Here is an 18,713-nt window from a genome sequence, read left to right on the forward strand (position 1 = left end):
GGCCTCCGTCGCTGCGGCTCGGTCACGATGCCCCCCGGCGCCCACGGGGCGGTCGTGTGACAGATGCCGCATACCGAGCAGCATAGCTAGAATTTCTAGTCATGAGCTCAGAGTACAAGGCTGCGTCTCGGGCTGGATACGATACGGGAGTGACCGACTCCCCGGACTCGCTGGAGCTGTCGACCGCGGTGCGTCGACTGCTGCAGGCCGGTCGGCAGATGCAGGCCGCCCTCGCACGGCAGCTGGGCGTACGGGTGACCGATGTGCAGGCTGTCGATCATGTGCTGTTGGCTGATGAGCCGCTGGGGCCCGTGGAGTTGGGCACGCGGCTGGGCATCAGGTCGGCCTCGGCCACGGTCCTGGTCGATCGGTTGGTTGCCGTGGACCATCTGTCCCGCGATCGCGATCCTCAGGACGGGCGCCGGGTCACCTTGTCGGTCACCGACCATGCCCGGGAGGAGGTCGGTGCGGCGTTGCTGCCCCTGGCGCGCGAGGTCACCGACGTTGTCGAGCAGTTGAGCCCCTCGCAGCGTCGTGCGGTGCTGCGGTTCCTGCAGGGCGTCACCGACGCGATGTGGGGATACGGGCAGACCACCGAGCGAGGGGACGGCGGCGACGGCTGAGCGGTCGACGGTCACCGCCACGAGTCCAGGTCCGGTTCGGAGTGTTCGTTGGCTGGTTCGGGTGCTGTGCGGATCCGGCGGGCGAGTGTCGGCGGCTGCGGTCCGTAGGCGTTGGCTTTGGCGGCGCGGGCCTGGGCGCCGGGAAGTGCGGTGAGCATGCGCAGTAGCCCTGCCGGCACCAGCGGCCGGCCGGCGCGACGGGCGCGGGCCGAGCGCCGTTCGACCCGGACCTGCGCCGCCTGCACGCGGCGCAGCGCCGGCTCACGTTGGCGTTGTACCCGTTCGAGGTCGTCGTCGGTGATGGCATGGTGAGCCAGCGGCGAGGACAACAGGTTGGCGGTAGCGACGGCGTCTTGGACGGCCATCAGGATTCCGTTGCCGCCGACCGGAGAGATCACATGGGCGGCGTCGCCGATGAACAGCAGCCCGGGCCGCCACCACTGCCGCAGGCGACTGATGTCGACCGACAGCAGGGTGGTCTGGTCGAAGTCGGTCAGCAGCGAGACGCGGTCGGCAAGCCATGGCACCTGACGTGCGACCACGTCGCGGACGACCTCGATACCGGCATCGCGTAGCGCCGCGTATCCGCCCTTGGGCAGGCTGACGCCCACCTGCCAGCCGGCAGGACTACCCAGCAGGCCGACGTACTGGTGTCGGCCGAAAAACAGGTCCACATCGGCATCGGGCGGATCCAGTTCGTGGTGCGGCAACCGGAACCACAACAGGTCGGTGGTGGCGCCGAGCCGGATCGGTCTCACGCCGGCCGCGCGCCGCATGCGAGAGTACCGGCCGTCGGCGGCCACGACGAGCTCAGCGTGCACCGGTGCACCCGTGTCGAGTTCGACGCCACGGATGTGGGCTTCATGCTCGACCAGCCCACGCGCTCGACATCCCATCCGTAGTTCGAAGTTCGGCCAGCGGGCTGCTTCGGCGGCGAGGAACTCCAGGAACCGGGCTTGCGGCATCAACGCGACATAGTTGAAGGCTGTGCCGAGCTGGCCGTAGTCGGCCGTGGTCACCGAACCGGTCGGGGTGTGGAATCGGAAGTGTCGCGCCTTGTGGTGGGGCAACCGCAGCAGCTTGTCGGCTAGGCCGAGCTGGTTGAACAGCTCCAGCGTGTAGGGGTGCAGGGAGTCACCGCGAAAGTCGCGATCGAAGTCGTGATGGGTTTCCAGCACGGTGACGGCTACGCCGGCGCGCGCCAGCAGGTAGCCCAGCAGTAACCCGCCGGGCCCGGCACCGACGATCACGCAGCAGCGCCGCGCAGCCGTCATGGGCTCGTCTCCGCGGCCGGTCGAGACAACCGGAACACCGCCATCTGTGGCAGCGCCTCGGCGACCTGCGCAAGGTCGGCGCCCTCGGCCACAGGGAAGGCTGCGGCCACCCACGGCATGGCCGTGGCAGCCAAGTACGCCGCGACCGCGTGTGCCGCCTCGTCACCAGCCATCGGCGCTGCGAGGTATTCGACGCGTTCTGACCCGGCCAGCAGCAGGCACCGAGGATGACCGCGGAGGTTGGCGGGCCAGTCCCGGTCCCGGTCGGGGCACACGAGGTAGCGGTCTTGTCCGTGCCCGAGCAGACCGACTGGTGTGCGATGCCGGCGCCCGCTGGTGCGGCCGACGGTCTCCAGCACGCGAAGAACGCAGACATCGTTGCGAACCTGGCCCGGCGGTTCAGCCAGTATTCGCTCGATCATCCTCTGGTTGGTCGTGACGACCTGGTCGCGCAACGGATTCATCTACGCCCTCCTGTTCACACCTAGATATTCTAGCTAGATAGAACCGATGCGCAAATCGACGCAACCTCAGCGTATGCTTCCGAGCTAGTGGTCGCACATCGATCGGGAGAGCCACGTGACGCAGTCGACCAGTTCTGCAGCACTCGCTGGCTTCTCGCGGGCGTTTGGCCGCGTGCTCGGCGTGCAGCGTCGGCTGCAGATTCACCCATCCGGGTCCCGCGAGCTGGGCGGCCCGGTCGGCCGGGGCGGGTCGGTGTTGGTGATCGGTGCTGGCATCGCGGGAATGTCGGCTGCGGTGGTGCTGGCCGAACGCGGATTTGCGGTCACGGTCTGGGAGAGCGGGGCGCAGCTCGGTGGCCGGCTCTGTGCGGTGCCGCACACGTTGCCGGACGGAACGACACAGCTGGTGGATCACGGGTTCCACGGCTTTTTCCGGCAGTACTACAACTGGCGTGCCGTCCTGTCGCGCATAGACCAGGACGGCGGCCTGCTGCAGCCGCTCGGCAGCTATCCGGTCGTGTCGTCCCGTTTTCCCGACGAGCAGTTCGACGCGCTGCCGCCGACACCGCCGGTCAGCATTGCCGCGCTGGTCGCCCGATCGCCGAGCCTGCGTCTGGGCGAGCTTCGGCACGCCAACCAGAACCTCGCGCGTGAGCTTCTGGCCTACAGCGCTTCGGGCACCCCGCGGCGGCTGGACCAGCTGAGCGCACAAGCCTTCCTCACCGAGCTCGGGCTACCGGATCGGGCCCGCGCCATGCTGTTCAACGTGTTCGCCCATTCCTTTTCCAACGACGCCGACAACATGTCCGCAGCGGAACTGGTGGCGATGTTCCACTTCTACTTCCTGGCCAACCCGGAGGGGTTGGGCATGGACGCTCCGCACGCCGACTACCAGACGGCGATCTGGACTCCACTGCAGCAGTATGCGCAACGCCACCGGGTCGAGTTCGAGCTCGGACGGCCGGTTACCCGTCTCGCACCGATCGGTGGCTCCACGTGGCGCGTGCATGCCGACACGCACAGCATCGAGGTGGACCGCGTTGTGCTGGCGACCGATGCCCGGTCGGCCGGCGCGATCCTCGCGGCATCCCCGGAGGTCACCGAGCGCGACCCGCAGCTGCGAGCTGCAGCCACCGATCCGTTTGTCGGACCGCCGTACGCGGTGGCCAGGTACTGGCTGTCCGGCAAGATCGACGACCACCGCGCTCAGTTCACCAGCATCGGCGACGCGCGGGAATTGGACTCGGTGACGCTGTACCACCGGTTCGAGCCACACGCTCGGGACTGGCACGAGCGCACCGGCGGGACGGTGGTGGAACTGCACGCTTACGCCTGCAACGCGCACGCCAACGCCGACCAGATCGCTGACACGATGCTGTCCGAACTGGCAGAGCTGTGGCCCGAGATCGCTGCTTCGTCGGTGCTGGATCGTCGTTGCCGGATCGGCCGCGATGCCGCCGGCTTCCCCGTCGGGCGCTGGGAGCAACGCCCGGGCACCAAGACGGCGCTTCCCGGCCTGGAACTGGCCGGCGACTGGGTCGGCTCGCCGGTGCCGGCCGCGTTGATGGAACGCGCCGCGCTGACCGGGATCCGCGCCGCCAACCAGATCCTGACCTCCTACGGCCACCCGGTGGAGCCGATCTGGTCGGTACCCACCCACGGGCTGCTCAGCTCGCACGCTCGGCCGCGCCGGTGATGTTCGCCGCCATGCCACCGAACACCACGTCGTGGAACGGCGCGATCAGCTTCCAGTAGGCGTGCCCCGCGAAGCCGTGTGGGCGAAACACCGCACGTTGCCGGTAACAGGTACCGCCGTGGACGCCGGGCGAGACCGACAGCTCCAGCCATGCCCGGCCGGGAAGCCTCATCTCGGCCCGCAGCAGCAATCGGCTGCCCCGTTCGATGTCTTCGACCCGCCACCAGTCCAGCGCCTCGCCGGTGTGCAACCGGTACGGGTCGCGTCGCCCGCGCCGCAGGCCAACCCCGCCGGACACCCGATCGGCCCAGCCGCGAACGACCCAGGCCAGCGGGAACGAGTACCAGCCGTGCTCACCGCCGATGCCTTCGACCACCTGCCACACCTGCTCGGGCGATGCGGTGCTGTGCCGCTCCCGGAGGTCTTCGTACACCGTGCCGCCCGCCCAGTCCGGGTCGGCGGCCGACGGCTGCGACGGATCGTGCGGCCACCCGGCGTCCGACCAGCGGGTGGTCACCCGGTACTGGCCGATCCGCGTGAGCGCAAGTTCCACGGCCTGCTCGAAGTGCAGCCGTCCTTGCGGCGGATCGGGCACCAACTCGCAGATGTCGTCCTCCTGGCAGATCACCTCGTGGACCAACGATGCGATCAGCGGCACCGCGATCGAGCCGGGAACCGGGGTGACCAGATTGACCCACTGCGCCGACAACCACGGCGTCAGCACCGGCACCGGCAGCACGATGCGCCGCGGCAGGCCGGCGACCACCGCGTAGCGGCGCATCATCTCCACGTAGGTCAGTACGTCCGGTCCGCCAATGTCGAAGGTGCGGTTTTGCCCGGCCGGGAAACTCGCTGCGGCAACCAGATACCGCAGCACGTCGCGGATGGCGATGGGTTGGATCCGGTTGTGTACCCACTGCGGCGTCACCATGGCGGGTAGTCGTTCAGTCAGGTGTCGCAGCATCTCGAAGCTCGCAGATCCGGATCCGAGGATCACCGCGGCCTGGAGCACCACCGCATCGGTGGGGCCGTCGAGGAAGATGTCACCGACCTCCTTGCGGGAGGCAAGGTGCGGCGACAGCTCGTCGGTGTCGGGGTGCAGGCCACCGAGGTAGACGATGCGCCTCAGACCAGCACTTTCCGCTGCGCTGGACAGGTTTCCGGCGGCCTGCCGGTCCCGGGCGGCGAAGTCGTTGCTGTGCAACGAGTGCACCAGATAGTAGGCGACCTGCTGGCCGTCCACCGCCTGCTCGGTGCTGTCAGCATCCAGCACGTCACCCCGGACGATCTCGACGTCGTCGTGCCACGGCCGATCGCCCAGCTTCGCCGGGTTGCGTGCGACGACACGTACCTGGTGTCCGGCTTCGAGCAGGTCCGGCACCAGCCGGCCGCCGATATACCCGCTGGCGCCGAACACGACACAACGCATCCTCCCATGGTGTCGTGTGTGCCGGTCTGCCGCAGCCGATTGCGTGGCCTTCAACGACACAGCGCCTACCGCCCCGCGCCTCGACCGCCCGGCACGGCTGGTGCGCACGCCCTCGCTCATGAGTGGGTGAAGCCCGGGCTGAGGTCGAGGTCGGCGCAGACTGCGCGGGCGGCGCGGTGACCGCTTGCCAGGGCACCCTGGATCGACGGCGAGTCGCGGTAGTCGCCGGCCAGGAAGGCGTCGTCGCCGACCATCACCGGGTCGCGCAGGTGTCGCCGTGGTGGCAGGGCTGCCGACAGCCCAGGTGTTGGGTGCACGGTGGTCACCTGCTGCCAGCTGCTGGTGTCTACGCCGTAGAGATGGCCCAGGGCGCGACGCAGCGCGCGCTCGTCGACCGGTTGGCCGTGTGCCAGGGTGGTGGCGACCAGATGCCGCCCGACGGGAGCGTACTGCGGTGCCGCGTTGGTCAGCACGACGCTGTTGGCGATGCCGGTTCGACCCGAGGCATCCAGCAAGAGAACCGGGCGCGCGCTGGGTGCGGTGTCCGTACTGTGATACACCGTCGTCAGGGCCCGTTGAGGTGGCGCCGTCAGGCGCGATAACAGGGCAGCGGCGTTGCTCGGGTCGGTGGCGACAACGATCGCGGCAGCGCGGAAACCTCCCACCTCCGTGCGCACCCGGTGCCCAGAGATCCCGGTCACCCGGGTATTCAGTCGAACGCAACCCGAAGGCAGCGGGGCGGCCAGCAGCTCCGCCAGCCGCGCCATCCCCGCCGCTGGTACACCGATGCGGCCGCGCACGAAGGAACGCCAGATCATCGTCAGGACCCGGCTGGAGGTGCGCAGCGGCTCCGCACCGAACACACCGGTCAGGAACGGCACGACCAGCCGTCGGATGGTCTGCTCGTCCAGCACTGCGGCGAGATAGCTGCCGGCATCGGTCTCGGGCTCGGCGAGCAACGCCCGCGCTGAACCGTAGCCGACACGCACGCTGAATCGGGCCAGCCGCAACAGTTCCGACACCGCCACCGGAGTACACAGGCTGTCGGTGAGCCTGCTCGGGTGGCGGCGCGGATCGGCAATCTGGTACCGGTGGGTGCCGTCCGCGAGCACGACGGCGTGGTCGAACAGCCGAAGGTCCAGCTCAGCCAGATCGACCAGTCTGCGCAGAGCCGGATAGGCGGTGTTGACGACCTGAAAGCCACGGTCGATCCGGTACCCGTCGATCAGCTCGGTGGCGATGCGGCCACCGACCCGGTCGGAGGACTCCAGCACGACAGTGTCCGCGCCGGCGTCGCACAGATGCCTCGCCGCCGCGAGGCCGGTGGCACCGGCGCCGATGATGATGACATCGTGCTGATCATCCACAGCCGCTCCGATCGTTGCCCGAGGTCTAGACGCTGCGCCGACCGGCGTTGATGGCGAGCCGGTGCAGGCCGGCGCGAACCTCGGGCGAGAGATTCAGCTCGTCTAGCAGTTCGGCGGCGCGCCGAAGGTTGGTGTCGATCTGCTGCTCGACCCGCGCGCGGGCACCGCACACGTTCAGGATTCGCGTCAGTAGGTCGATGTCGGCGGGGGCGAGATCGGGGCGGCCGATCAGATCAAGCATCCGCAACTGATCGGGAGTCGCCGCGGACCGGGCGTGGGCGAGCAGCAGCGTCGGCTTGCCCTCCCGCAGATCGTCCCCGACCGGCTTACCAGTCTGCGCGTCGTCGCCGAACACACCCAGCAGATCATCGCGGAGTTGGAACGCCTCACCGACCAGATCGCCAAAGCGGGCAAGCCGCTGCGGCAGGTCGCGGCCAGCGATGGCGGCTCCCAGGGCCATTGGCCCGGTGACGGTGTAGTGGCCGGATTTGAGGCCGGCGACGGTACGTGCGGTGTCGATGGATCGATCGCTGCGCGCGGCACCGTTGAGATCAAGAAACTGGCCCGCGGTCAGCGTGGTGATCAGCGCATTCCACACCTCCCGGGTGGCGGCCGGTAGTTCGGCGGCGAGCCGGCAGGCCAGCCCGAAAGCGAGATCACCGGTGAGCATCGCGGTGGCCTGGCCATAACGCCTCGGATCACCGGCCCACCCGTGCTGCCGGTGCGTGTCGGTCACCACGCGCGACAGCGCCGGCCGCCCGCGGCGCATCGACGAGGCATCCATCAGGTCGTCGTGGATCAGGGCGAAGGCGTGCAGCAACTCCAACGCCGCACCCGCTCGTACGACCAGATCGTTGGCGCCACGACCTGACACGGCCGCGTGACCCCAGTAGCAGAAGCGGGGTCGTAGGCCCTTGCCGCCGCCCACGAATTCCTGCAACGCATCGACGGGGTCCGACCAGGGCGCGTCGTTTTCCTTCCAGCGTAGGTGTTCCTCGGACAGCAGCTCCGCGACGGTGGGCATCACGTGGTGCGCGACGAAGGTCTGGTCGGCTTCCGACGAGAGGTCGCCCGCCGGGGGTGCCGACCCGGCGGGTTCGGGTGGCGCGCTCTTTGCTCTAGCCGACATGGCGGCGCACCGTGGTGTTCGGGATGCACGGACTGCTCGTCACCGCTGGCCCTCCTCGGGCAACGACGGGGAAATATCGGTGCACAAATCGACGCACACGATGATTGTACGCTACGGTGATCGCCGACGCAGGATCCTCATGGAGGTGTGCACCGTGCGTACGGTGATCGGAGCAACCGATCGGGTCGTGATCGTCGGCGCCGGTCTGGGCGGGTTGGCCTGCGCCATCCGGCTGGCGGCGACCGGCCGGCAGGTCATCGTGCTGGAGCGTGAGGAGCTTCCCGGCGGCCGCGCGGGTCGGCTGACCGATGGCGAGTTCACCTTCGACACCGGTCCCACGGTCTTGACGATGCCGGATCTGGTCGACGACACGCTCGCCGCGGTCGGGGAGAACCGCAGCGACTGGCTGGACCTGGTGCGGTTGGATCCCAGCTACCGGGCACACTTTCCGGACGGCTCGACCCTCGACATCCGGGCGACCACGGCCGGCACCGCGGCCGAGATCGCCCGCGTGTGCGGCCCGCGAGAAGCAGACAGCTTCCTCCGGTTCGCCGACTACGCGCGCCGAATGTATGAGATCGAGTGGAACTCCTTCATCGACCGCAATTTCGACTCGCCGACCGATCTGCTGGGCCGCGACCTCGCTCGACTGGCGGCCGCTGGCGGCTTCCGCCGGCTCGGCCCCAAGATCGGCAGCTTCTTCCGTGACCCCCGGACCCGCCGGATCTTCTCGTTCCAGTCGCTGTACGCCGGGGTCGCACCAGACCGCGCCCTGGCCCTGTACAGCGTGATCAGCTACCTGGACACCGTGGCCGGCGTCTGGTTCCCGCGCGGCGGGATCCACGCCCTGCCCACCGCGCTGGCCGGGGTGGCGGTCAAGCACGGTGTGGACATCCGGTACGGCCGCACGGTCACCGAGGTGGAGATCTCCGGTTCGCGGGCACAGGCGGTGCGCACCGACGACGGTGACCGCGTCGCCGCCGACGTCGTGGTGCTCAACCCCGATCTTCCCGTCGCCTCCCGCGATCTGCTGCACCGGCCGCTGCGTCGGCCGTTGCGCTTCTCCCCGTCCTGCGTGGTGCTGCATTTGGGTGCAAGCGCCAGCTACGGCAAGATTGCGCACCACAACATCCATTTCGGCGCCGCCTGGCGGCGCACGTTTCGGCAGGTCATCGATGCCGGCCAGCTGATGAGCGACCCGTCGGTCCTGGTGTGCAACCCGACCGCGACTGACCCTGGCCTTGCCCCGAGGGGCGCTCAGACCTACTACGTGCTTGCCCCGGTGCCGAACCTGAGCGCCGGCATCGACTGGCCAGCCATCGGCGAGAAGTACGCCGACGAACTGCTCCGGACTCTGGAGCAGCGTGGCTACCTCGGCCTGAGCGCGGCCACAGTGGTGCGGCACCTGGTCACCCCGGCAGACTGGGCGCGGGCCGGAATGGCCCAGGGCACGCCGTTCGCCGCGGCGCACCTGTTTAGCCAGACCGGCCCGCTGCGGCCGGGCAACCTTGCCCCCGGACTGGACAATGTCGTGTTCGTGGGATCCGGTACCCAGCCCGGCGTCGGCGTGCCGATGGTGTTGGTCAGCGCCCGGCTGGCGGCCGAACGCGTCACGGGCGACCGACGTTGACCGGGCCGACCGCGCGAGGGCTGCGCCGCACCCTGGCGTGATCGACCTCGATCGGCAGACGGCCGCCCGGTCGCAGGGTCAGCCCAGGCCGTGGCGTCGGATCGCCACCACACTGCCGCAACGCCGGGGAACACAGCGGGCCCAACGCACTGCGCAGCATCAACCGTGCCAGGTGCGCGCCCAGACAGGTGCGTGGCCCCGCCGCGAACGGCAGATACGACCAGCTCGGACGACCGTGGGCGAATCGCTGCGGGCGAAACGCGGTCGGGTCCGGCCACAACAACGGATCACGGTGGGTCAGGTACGGGGAGTACAGCACCATGGTGCCCGCCGGAACACTGATCCCTGCGCAGCTCGTGTCGCGTGCGGCGATGCGGCTGCCGATCCAGCCCGCCGGATACAGCCGCAGCACCTCGTCGATCAGAGGATCCAGATCATCGGGAACTCGCTGGCCGGCCTCGCCGGCCAGGTGCCATACCGCCCACGCCAACGTGTGTGCCGTCGTGTCGTAGCCGGCCGCCAACGCCGTGCGAAGCTGCTCGATCGCATCGGGTGCGCCAGCGAGATGTTCGGCGACGCACCCCGGCGGCGGCGCGGCGAGCACGGCTGCGATAGCCGCGTCGATGCGGCCGAAGATGCGCGGCCGCGGCAGCATGGGCGCCGGCAATCGTCGATCCAACGGCGCCAAAAACCGCGCCAACAGCGGATCGGGCACCGCCGAGCCGAACAGCGCCGCGTTGAGCATGTGCCGAACCAGCGCTCCCGCCCATGCGGAAGCATCGACGGTGGCCTGCGGACGGTGCCGGACCGCCAACTCCGCCAGCCGGTCAGAAAGCGTCCCGAGGGCGCGCGCACTGAAATGGCGGTTGAGTTGGCGACGACGAGGCTGGTGCTCCGGCGCGTCGGTGTGGACGATTCCAGCGGCCAGGTATGGGGTCAGCCCGCTGAGACTTCCGACGCTGCGGAAGGTGTCCAGATCTGCGAGGATGGCCCGATTCCACTCCGGCCGGTACCCGACCAGCACCCGACGCCACAGCCTCAGCTGGAAGACCGGGCCGGCGGCGGCCCCTGCCGACAGCAGCCGCAACGGATGTGCCGTCCAGTCCCACAGATGACCAAGCAGCGGGATCGCAGGTGGCATGGCGACACTCACGGGTATTCGCGTCCCTTCCACCACACGCGTCGCCTCATGGCTGCGGCCACGGCGGGTACCACCGCGGGTGCGACGACCGGCACCAGTGCGAGCTCCCCGTACTGGCCACGCCCGGTCTTGGCGTTGACCAGCGCCCGCTCGACCAGCCCGGCGACCGCGGCGATACGCCATGCCGTGCCCGAGTTCCATCGCAGCCACGGAACGGTGTAGACCACCACATGAGCGGCCAGGTTCGCCAGCAGCAGCGCGCGGCTGCCGAAGTGCGCGCCGCGCAGGCTCTTGGCGAAGCCGCGCACCGCCTCGCCGTAGCCGCGATACAGCCGCGCCTGCACCACATCGCCGCCCAACGCCAGCCCGAGCCGGAGACCGAACCGGCGGACCCGACGCGCCAACGCGAGATCCTCGACCAGTTCGCCGGCCACCGACGCGTGCCCGCCGATCCGCTCGTAGCCGGCCCGGTCGAAAGCCATCAGCTGACCGTTCGCGCAGGCCGCCGCCCGGATCGGCAGCCGCAGCAGCGGGTAGGGCAGAAACGCTAGCAGTACCTCGTCGATCAGCGGCACCGTGAGCCGTTCGCCGAGGCTTCCGGTGAGTTGGCGCGGAAACACCGACAGCACCGCAGCGCACTGTCGATCCATCTCGGCCGCGACGGCGCCCACCGCGCCGGGTGCCAGGTGGACGTCCGCGTCGCAGAACACCAGCCGATCACCGCGCGCGGCCCGCGCGAGCTGCTGGCACGCCCAGTTCTTGCCGACCCAGCCCGACGGCGCAGGCTGGCCGGTGATCAGCCGCAGCCGCGGATCGCGGGCTGCGGCGGCGGACACGATGGCGGCGGTCTCGTCGCTGGATCCGTCGTCGAGCACCAGGATCTCGTCGACCCACTGGGCCAGGAAACCGGGCAACGTCTCCGGCAGCCGCGTCGCCTCGTCCCGCGCGGGCACCAGCAGTGAGACATCCACGCCCTCGGCCTTCCCGGTGCGGGGCCGACTGGGCAGCACCGGAAAGGCCACCGCGTTGATCGTCAGGCCAACGAGCTTGATCGCGTGGAACACCAGCACCCCGGTGGCGGTCGGGCTCACCATGAGAGCCTCCGGCGCAGCTTGTCCACGCGTTGATCCCAGCTGCGCCGGCCGGTGACGGCACGCCGGAACCCGGGCAGCGCGGCACGCGGGTCCTGCTCGGCGAGCGCGGCGTCCAGCCCGGACAACTGCGAACGCAGCGCCCTCGACAGCGTCGCGGTGACCGCGTGGACGTCGCCGTCAACGGCGAGTTCGGTCAGGCTGACATACGCCGAGGGCCACTGTTCGCCGCGCAGGGCGACCCTGGTCGCGGCCACCATCAACCGGGCAGGCGCGTGCAGCGCGTACCAACCGGCCCCACCGGCCAGCAGGGCGGGCGGGCCGGGTGCGACCAGCCTGCCCTCCGGGTAGATGACCAGAACCTGCCCGGCCCGCAACGCAGCCATGCCGTGGGGCAACTCGTCGGTGCCGAATCCACCAATGTGCCGGGCGAACCCGTAGCGGGTGATGCTGGCCTGGTCCATCAGCACCGCCATCCGCCGTCCCGCGCGGTGCAGCAGCCCCGCCGCGACGAACGGGTCCCACCAGCTGTGGTGGTTGGCGGCCCACACCACCGGGCCCTTCGGCAGCACGCCGCGCACCCACACCGCGCCAAGCCCGCGGCGCAGGACCCGGTCCATGGCGGCACGCAGCGCAGCGTCGATCATCGGTGCGACCCCGCGGTGGTCACCTCACGGCGGCTGCCCGTCGCCTCGGTCGCGGAGCCTTGCCGTAGCCGGACCCAGATCGACAGGGTGCACACGACCAGCGCGAACCCGAACCCGAAGTCCTCGATCGGGATGTCCCACGGGAACCGGATCCCGCACGTGGCTCCCGGCCGGTACGACACGATCGGGTCCGACAGCCTGGTCAACACGCCGTCGACCGGGATCTGGAAGGCCATCGTGATCGCCACCGTCAGCCAGAAGCGGCCTCGACGCAGCAACCCGGTACGCAGCACCAGGGCCAACGCTACGGCAACCAGCGGCGCGACGATCGCGCCGAGGGTGTACTCACCGATCACGGCCGCCACCTCTGCTCCCGAGCGCCTCGAACGTCAGCAGCGCGCACACCGGTACGACAAGGAAGAACAGCCACTCCTCCACCGGTAGGCCCAGCAGCCGCGCCCCGAGAGTCTGCCGGATGCTGTACCACCAGTCACCGCGGTGGTAGCCGAACAGATCCCAGGCGCCGAAGGCGACGACGACCGGCGCCAGCGTGGCAACAAGCAATCGCGGTCGCCGGTACACCCGCGCCCCGAGCACGAACTCCAACGGCACGGTCACCACCACACACACTCCTAGTACCACCAGGTACTGCCAGCCATCCATCACGTCCCCCACCGAGATCGCCGTCGGGTGTGGAAAGCGCTCATCGGTGCCGACCGCCTTGCCCGCCGCCGGGATCGAGCAGCGGCGGCGGATACCCAGCAGGAAGCCGACCCAACCGCCACGGGGTATGAACAGCAGCGCCGGCGACACCGGCCAGCTCGGGGATGTAGCGGCGCACGTAGTCACCCTGCGGGTCGAAGCGCTGCGCTTGGCGCAGCAGGCTGAACCGACGATTGGGGCGGGTGTCGTTGCCGGTGCCGGCAACCCACTGCCAGTTGCCGGCATTGTTGGCGATGTCGCCATCCACCAGGTGATCGAAGAAGTGCCGGGCGCCACCACTCCAGTGCAGGCCGAGTTGCTTGGTGAGAAACGAGGCGACCAGCAACCGGGCCCGGTTGTGCAGGAACCCCTCGGCCGCGAGCTGACGCATCCCGGCATCAACGATCGGCAGCCCGGTCCGTCCGCACCGCCAAGCGTCCAACGCGTCCGGGTCGTCCCGCCAGTCGCGCGGCCGCGGCCGGTAGTCGGCCCGCGTGATGTCCGGAAAAGCGTAGGTGACCTGGGCGTGGAAGTCCCGCCAGCACAGCTGCCGGACGTAGGCGTCGGCGCCGTCGCCACCGACGCGTTCGGCGGCCACGGCCAACTCCAGCGGCGACAGGCACCCGAAGTGCAGGTCTGCGGACAGCCGCGAGGTGGCGTCACCGGGTAGGTCGTCGTGCCGATCGGCGTAGTCGACCAACCCGCCGGCAAGCCAGGCTCGCATCCGACGGCGTGCCGCGGCTTCGCCCCCGTCAGGTAGCTCGGCACGAGTCGAGCGGGCCGGTGGAAGCCGACCACAACGCAGCCCGGAGGGCACCTCGATACGAAGCGGCGGCGATGCCACGCTGCGCCGCTCGTACGCCGACCAGACACGCCAGTACGGGGTGAAGACCCGGAAGTGGTCGCCCCCGCCGGACGGCGTCAACGCAGCCGGGCGGGCAACCGTGACGGCATCGACGAACTCCACCCGAACGCGCTGCCGCTCGGCGGCCCGGACGATGCGGGCGGCCCGCCGCTGCGCGTACCGGCTGACGTCTCGGGCCAGCACGATCGCTTCGGCGCGCACCTCGCCGGCCAAGCGCATCAGCTCGGTCACCGGATCGCCGTAGCGCACGATCAGCTCACCGCCCACCCCGCGCAGACTCTCCCGCAGATCGGCCAAACTCTCGCGCAGGAAGCGCCCGCGGTTGGCAGTCGCGAAGCCCAGACCCTCGTGCACCACGAACAGCGGCACGACCCGGCGCGCCAACCGGCACGCCAACTCCAGCGCCGGGTTGTCGTGCACCCGCAGATCCCGGGTGAACAACACGATCGCGGTCGGTTCCTCGCTCATGCCGGATGACCCAGCTGCTGCACCACCGCCGCCAACCGACGCCGCCGCGGCACCACCGCACGCCGAGACAACACGTCGTAACCATGACGTTCGATCTCGACCAGGATTCCGCCGTAGACCGTCGCCGCCAGCCGGATGCAGCGCCGCGACACCGGCGGCAACAGCTCGATGCCCGGCTCGGCCGCCCGATAGTGGTCCCGGGCCCGGCCGATCTCGAAGGCGACCAGCTCGCGCACCGCGGCGTTGGCCGATCCGGCGGCCAGGTCGGTGCGCGACACCCCGAACCGGTCCAGATCCCGCTGCGGCAGATACACCCGGTCGCGCTGCAGATCCTCGGCGACGTCCCGGATGAAATTGGTCAGCTGGAAACCCAGCCCCAACTGCCGCGCAGGCTCCCGCGCCGCCGCCAGCCGCTCCGCCGCCGGTCCGCGTCGGCGATCTTCGGCCAGCAGGATGGGCAGCATCATCGTCCCGATCACCGCCGCCGAGCCCTCCATGTACTCCAGCAGAGCCGGGTAGTCCGAGTACCGTCGCTTCGTCAGATCCATCCGCATGCTGGTCAGAAACGCGTCGAAGTCGGCCAGCGGGAGACCGAACACGGCGATGGTGTGCAGCACGGCCGGCAGAATCGGATCCGTCCCGGTCCCCTCCCCGGCGAGACCGGCCCGAAACCGCGCTGACCAGGCGTCGAGGCGCCTGGCGCGATACTGCGCATCGCCATCGCACCCCGTGTCGATCCGGTCCACGATGTCGTCGGTGTACCGGGTGAAGCCGTACAGCGCGTGCACGTGTCGACGTTTCCAGGCCGGCAGCAGTCGCGTTGCCAGGTAATAGCTGCGGCCATGCTGCCGGTGCAGCGCCCGGCAGTATTCGTACGAGGCCAACAAGGACACGACAAAACCACCCCGAGACGATGATATATCGACGCGTAAAACGACGCAGCTACCAGGCTAGGTTACGGTGTTGTCATCTGGCTGGCCATTCGGGGAGGGGGCGGCATGGCGCTTGTGACACGGGCCCGCCGCCGGGCCGGTACCCTCGCTGCACTATCGCGCCCGGAGACACAGTGAGCGACGACGAACGCAGCCTCAGCGCGGGCGAGGTCGCGCGCAAATTGGGCGTCGCCGTCACCACGATCAGGACCTGGGACCGCAGGTACGGCCTGGGCCCGGCCCGGCGCGAGACCGGCAAGCACCGCCGGTACGACAGCGCGGACCTTGCCCGCCTGCAGCTGATGCGGCAACTCACCGTTGACGGCGTCGCACCGGCCGAGGCGGCCCGCATTGCCCGGCAATCCCCACCAGGATCGACAGCAAGTGACACCGACGCCCGGCCAGCCACCGCGACCGCGGGGGTGGAGGTGCGCGGGCTGCGCCGCGCCGCGTTGGCTCTGGACGTCGGGCAGCTCGACCGGCTGTTGACGCGGGCGCTGCGGCACGGGGTCGTCTCGGCCTGGACGACGCTGATGGCTCCCGCGTTGATCGACATCGGCCGCCGACACGCCCGTACCGGCCGCTACGTCGAGGTCGAACACCTACTGTCCAACGCCGTCTCCCGCGCCCTTGCTGGCATACCCCGCGCCAACACTCGCCCGACCGTGTTGCTCGCCTGCGGTCCCGACGAGCAACACACCCTCGCGTTGGAGGCGACGGCCGCCGCCCTGAGCGAAGTGGGTGTGGGTAGCCGCATGCTCGGCGCCCGCGTCCCCGTCTCGGCACTGTCGGCGGCCATCACCAAGTCCGGCGCCCGCGCCGTCGTGCTCTGGTCACATCGCCTGCACCGCGAAGACCGACGGCAGCTGGAGGCCGCGACGGCCGCCAGGCCACGCCCCCCGATCGTTGCCGCCTGCGGCCCGGGCTGGCTGGCGCGGCCCACCCCGGCCGGAGTGGCAGCACCCACCGACCTGGTCGAACTGCTCGACCTACTCCGGCAACCGGCCTTGCACTGACGGGACCGACGCCTACGCCAGCAGGGTGAGGTGACTGGCGGAAGGGCCGAGCCCGACTAGACCCCAGTACGGCTGGGACGAGTGTAGGCGCCATCGTGGAGATGATGTGTGCGCTGGCCCTCGTGGTGTGGCTGCTGCTGGCCGCTGTTGGATACCGCCACAACCTGATCGGACGCGACCGGCCCGGACACCGTCGTCCTGGTCTCCGCCGTACGGATCCTGCTCGGCGTCGCGGCCGCCCTCTTGGTCCCCGGCGTCCACAGCGACAGAGCGTGGCGCCCGCACGGTCGCCGTGCGCCGCGGGCGTCACCACTGCCACCGGGCCATAGGTGGATCCGGCTCATCGATCAGCGGCTCGGCCGGCGCGTCTCAGGCGGGTGCGACCGGGTGGCTTGGGCCGAACTCCCCGCACAGCACACCGTGGTATCCGGCCCGCCAGGATGCTTAGCGATCGCCTCTAATGGCAGCACGGCGGGGGACCGCATCCTTGATGCGTTGGGCGTCCTTGTGGGCAAGCTCGGCGGTCACGCTGGAGTAGAGGCCGGTCACCGCGATCGAGGAGTGTCGCAGGATGGCGGTGACGGTTCGAAGGTCGATGCCGGCGGCCAGCGCGAGGGTTGCGGTGCCGCGCCGCAGGTCGCGGAGCTGGATCGGTGGTAGTTCGGCACGGCGCAGGTAGGTGGCGAACGCGGCGGTGATGCGAGATGGGTGCAGCGCGGTCCCGTCCGGGTTGACGAACAGCAGCCCGGTATCGGTCCAGGCATCCCCCGCAGCGGCACGTTCGGCTGCACGTAGGGCGCGATATCGGTCGATGGCAGCAGCGGTTCGATCGGCGATCGGGACCTTGGTATCCGACGCGCGGCTGATGGGCCCGGTCAGGGTGGGGATCCCGCCGTGCTCGACGAGTTGGGATCGCACGTGGATGCTGTTCTCGTCGAGATCGATGTCGGCGTCGAGCAAACCGCACGCCTCGCCGCGGCGTAGCCCGAGGTAGGCCATGACATGGAACAGCGCGTAGAGCCGTTCCTCGGCGATGGAGTCGAGGAACGCGCCCAGCTGCGCGCCGGTCCAGACCATCACAGGACTGGGTACGCGTCCGGTGGACTGCCATTCACGGACCCGGGGCTCGGTCCACAGCATTGGCGTCGGCCGCCCGGAATCGGGCATGTCGAGAAGGGTGGCGGGGTTGCTGGTCAGCCATCCTTCGACGATCGCGGCGTTGAGCGCGGCACGCAGGGTGGCACGGATCCGGTGCATGGTGGCAGCGTTCGTCACACGTTGGCCGCGGACCTGGGCGCGGTCGAGAGGATCGCTGCTGCCGGCGAGCTGGCTGATGAGGTGGTTGCCGTCTTCGATTGCGTCGAACATGTCCATCACGTGCTGGCGGCGGAGTTCGTCGAGCCGCAGACGTCCCAGGTGCGGGATCAGATGGTTACGAATGTGGCCCCGGTAGGAGGCGGCGGTGTTGTGCCGCAGCTGCCGCTCTCGTCGTGTCATCCATTCCGACAGCCACTCGGCGACCGTCGGGATCTTGTCGATATCGGCGGGCGGCTGCGCACGAAACTGGATGTCAGTAGGCGGCGTCCGGCGAGTGGTGGCCTGACACCCGCGCCGTTGATCGATCCGGTCATTCATGTGCGGTTCCCTTGTCTGTGATGGTTGCGGAGTTGTCTTGGTGTGCTGGCGTTGGGCTCGCCGCCAGGACTGGCATGGCGCGCTCCGTTCGTCTGGGACTAGCGCTGGACCGGATGTGCGGCCGGACCCTGCGGTACACGGGGTGTGTTGGTCGGCCTGCCCGGCGGACATGTCGGTGGTGCATCAGGCGCCGTCGGTTGCCCTCGTTCAACCACGCTTGGTCGTGTCGAGCGGGCCATGCTGCTCCTGGGCGACCGTGGTGCGGTCCCGAACGCGGCCCGTAGTCAGCAGCGCGATCAATGGCTCCGTGGGCACTTTCCAGCGTCGGCTGAGGCGGATGACCGGGACAGGGAACATCCCGGATGCCGCGAGGCGGCGGGCAGTGGGGTAGCAGATTCCCAGGATCTGCGCGGCGGTAGTCAGGCTGGTCGTCACGCCCAGCTGACGGATGTCGTCCAAGTGCCACACTTGGCGCGCAGGTCGCGTTGCATTCATTGGTCTGGTCCCTTCTGGTTTTGCATCACCAAGCAGGCCCGCCGGCGGCGTCCGCTCGGGCTGTCCCCGGGTGTTCCCGGGGCGCTGACCGGAGCGGGCTTCGGCTGGG

The 18,713-nt window shown here is 69.7% G+C and carries 18 protein-coding genes; 4 read left to right on the forward strand and 14 right to left on the reverse strand.

All coding sequences use genetic code 11. The features are described from left to right. Positions 1–149: 149 nt before the first annotated feature. Positions 150–623: a MarR family winged helix-turn-helix transcriptional regulator gene (locus NUM_RS31275; RefSeq protein WP_225918974.1), complete on the forward strand. Its 474-nt coding sequence runs from the start codon at positions 150–152 to the stop codon at positions 621–623. An 11-nt stretch (positions 624–634) separates the two neighbouring features. On the opposite strand, the gene NUM_RS31280 is transcribed toward NUM_RS31275, so the two are convergent. Then, positions 635–1,897 (reverse strand): FAD-dependent oxidoreductase, encoded by a 1,263-nt coding sequence (locus NUM_RS31280; protein ID WP_207128521.1) that lies wholly within the window; start codon positions 1,895–1,897, stop codon positions 635–637. Further along, positions 1,894–2,361, reverse strand: a complete 468-nt coding sequence (locus NUM_RS31285) for a nitroreductase/quinone reductase family protein (protein ID WP_207128522.1) — start codon at positions 2,359–2,361, stop codon at positions 1,894–1,896. The genes NUM_RS31280 and NUM_RS31285 overlap by 4 nt, the downstream gene beginning before the upstream one ends. Positions 2,362–2,476: 115 nt before the next feature. Here NUM_RS31285 and NUM_RS31290 point away from each other — a divergent pair, with 115 nt between their 5' ends. Then, complete coding sequence (locus tag NUM_RS31290) at positions 2,477–4,057, forward strand: FAD-dependent oxidoreductase (protein ID WP_207128523.1); 1,581 nt, start codon at positions 2,477–2,479, stop codon at positions 4,055–4,057. On the opposite strand, the gene NUM_RS31295 is transcribed toward NUM_RS31290, so the two are convergent. From NUM_RS31295 to NUM_RS31305, 3 genes are all read right to left on the reverse strand, one after another. After that, positions 4,029–5,486 (reverse strand): SDR family oxidoreductase, encoded by a 1,458-nt coding sequence (locus NUM_RS31295; RefSeq protein ID WP_207128524.1) that lies wholly within the window; start codon positions 5,484–5,486, stop codon positions 4,029–4,031. The genes NUM_RS31290 and NUM_RS31295 overlap by 29 nt on opposite strands. A gap of 116 nt (positions 5,487–5,602) precedes the next feature. Then, positions 5,603–6,853, reverse strand: coding sequence for an NAD(P)/FAD-dependent oxidoreductase (locus NUM_RS31300; protein ID WP_207128525.1), 1,251 nt, complete (start codon positions 6,851–6,853; stop codon positions 5,603–5,605). Positions 6,854–6,878: 25 nt separating this feature from the next. Continuing rightward, positions 6,879–7,982: a polyprenyl synthetase family protein gene (locus NUM_RS31305; RefSeq protein WP_207128526.1), complete on the reverse strand. Its 1,104-nt coding sequence runs from the start codon at positions 7,980–7,982 to the stop codon at positions 6,879–6,881. Between the two features lie 139 nt (positions 7,983–8,121). On the opposite strand from NUM_RS31305, the gene crtI reads away from it, so the two are divergent. Further along, entirely contained in the window at positions 8,122–9,612 is a 1,491-nt protein-coding gene (gene crtI / locus NUM_RS31310) for a phytoene desaturase family protein (RefSeq protein ID WP_207128662.1), read from the forward strand. Here crtI and NUM_RS31315 read toward each other — a convergent pair. From NUM_RS31315 to NUM_RS31345, 7 genes are read right to left on the reverse strand one after another with little or no spacing between them, the layout of a single operon-like run. Beyond that, entirely contained in the window at positions 9,593–10,765 is a 1,173-nt protein-coding gene (locus NUM_RS31315) for a cytochrome P450 (RefSeq protein WP_207128527.1), read from the reverse strand. The genes crtI and NUM_RS31315 overlap by 20 nt on opposite strands. Continuing rightward, complete coding sequence (locus NUM_RS31320) at positions 10,762–11,847, reverse strand: glycosyltransferase (RefSeq protein WP_207128528.1); 1,086 nt, start codon at positions 11,845–11,847, stop codon at positions 10,762–10,764. Before NUM_RS31320 ends, NUM_RS31315 begins: the two co-directional genes overlap by 4 nt. Then, positions 11,841–12,491, reverse strand: coding sequence for a 1-acyl-sn-glycerol-3-phosphate acyltransferase (locus tag NUM_RS31325; RefSeq protein WP_207128529.1), 651 nt, complete (start codon positions 12,489–12,491; stop codon positions 11,841–11,843). Before NUM_RS31325 ends, NUM_RS31320 begins: the two co-directional genes overlap by 7 nt. Next, on the reverse strand, positions 12,488–12,847 hold the full coding sequence (locus tag NUM_RS31330) for a lycopene cyclase domain-containing protein (protein WP_207128530.1): 360 nt from the start codon (positions 12,845–12,847) through the stop codon (positions 12,488–12,490). The genes NUM_RS31325 and NUM_RS31330 overlap by 4 nt, the downstream gene beginning before the upstream one ends. Continuing rightward, on the reverse strand, positions 12,837–13,154 hold the full coding sequence (locus NUM_RS31335; protein WP_207128531.1) for a lycopene cyclase domain-containing protein: 318 nt from the start codon (positions 13,152–13,154) through the stop codon (positions 12,837–12,839). Before NUM_RS31335 ends, NUM_RS31330 begins: the two co-directional genes overlap by 11 nt. Positions 13,155–13,194: 40 nt before the next feature. Then, positions 13,195–14,526: a cryptochrome/photolyase family protein gene (locus NUM_RS31340; protein ID WP_225918975.1), complete on the reverse strand. Its 1,332-nt coding sequence runs from the start codon at positions 14,524–14,526 to the stop codon at positions 13,195–13,197. Next, complete coding sequence (locus tag NUM_RS31345) at positions 14,523–15,419, reverse strand: phytoene/squalene synthase family protein (protein WP_207128532.1); 897 nt, start codon at positions 15,417–15,419, stop codon at positions 14,523–14,525. The genes NUM_RS31340 and NUM_RS31345 overlap by 4 nt, the downstream gene beginning before the upstream one ends. Before the next feature lie 173 nt (positions 15,420–15,592). Here NUM_RS31345 and NUM_RS31350 point away from each other — a divergent pair, with 173 nt between their 5' ends. Next, entirely contained in the window at positions 15,593–16,474 is an 882-nt protein-coding gene (locus NUM_RS31350; protein ID WP_207128533.1) for a MerR family transcriptional regulator, read from the forward strand. Between the two features lie 444 nt (positions 16,475–16,918). Here the strand turns inward: NUM_RS31350 and NUM_RS31355 are convergent, their stop codons facing one another. Together NUM_RS31355 and NUM_RS31360 are read right to left on the reverse strand one after the other, a co-directional pair. Then, positions 16,919–18,109 (reverse strand): tyrosine-type recombinase/integrase, encoded by a 1,191-nt coding sequence (locus NUM_RS31355; RefSeq protein ID WP_207128534.1) that lies wholly within the window; start codon positions 18,107–18,109, stop codon positions 16,919–16,921. Between the two features lie 207 nt (positions 18,110–18,316). Beyond that, positions 18,317–18,568 carry a hypothetical protein gene (locus NUM_RS31360; protein WP_207128535.1) on the reverse strand — a complete coding sequence of 84 codons (252 nt, stop codon included), beginning with the start codon at positions 18,566–18,568 and terminating at the stop codon, positions 18,317–18,319. Positions 18,569–18,713 lie beyond the last annotated feature (145 nt).

Source organism: Actinocatenispora comari, assembly GCF_017312725.1.
Taxonomy (GTDB): domain Bacteria; phylum Actinomycetota; class Actinomycetes; order Mycobacteriales; family Micromonosporaceae; genus Actinocatenispora; species Actinocatenispora comari.

Coding starts and splice junctions, on each gene's coding strand:
- NUM_RS31280 (WP_207128521.1), bottom strand. CDS start 1,897: ATGACGGCTGCGCGGCGCTGCTGCGTGATCGTCGGTGCCGGGCCCGGC.
- NUM_RS31285 (WP_207128522.1), bottom strand. CDS start 2,361: ATGAATCCGTTGCGCGACCAGGTCGTCACGACCAACCAGAGGATGATC.
- NUM_RS31295 (WP_207128524.1), bottom strand. CDS start 5,486: ATGCGTTGTGTCGTGTTCGGCGCCAGCGGGTATATCGGCGGCCGGCTG.
- NUM_RS31305 (WP_207128526.1), bottom strand. CDS start 7,982: ATGTCGGCTAGAGCAAAGAGCGCGCCACCCGAACCCGCCGGGTCGGCA.
- crtI (WP_207128662.1), top strand. CDS start 8,122: ATGGAGGTGTGCACCGTGCGTACGGTGATCGGAGCAACCGATCGGGTC.
- NUM_RS31320 (WP_207128528.1), bottom strand. CDS start 11,847: ATGGTGAGCCCGACCGCCACCGGGGTGCTGGTGTTCCACGCGATCAAG.
- NUM_RS31325 (WP_207128529.1), bottom strand. CDS start 12,491: ATGATCGACGCTGCGCTGCGTGCCGCCATGGACCGGGTCCTGCGCCGC.
- NUM_RS31335 (WP_207128531.1), bottom strand. CDS start 13,154: ATGGATGGCTGGCAGTACCTGGTGGTACTAGGAGTGTGTGTGGTGGTG.
- NUM_RS31340 (WP_225918975.1), bottom strand. CDS start 14,526: ATGAGCGAGGAACCGACCGCGATCGTGTTGTTCACCCGGGATCTGCGG.
- NUM_RS31355 (WP_207128534.1), bottom strand. CDS start 18,109: ATGAATGACCGGATCGATCAACGGCGCGGGTGTCAGGCCACCACTCGC.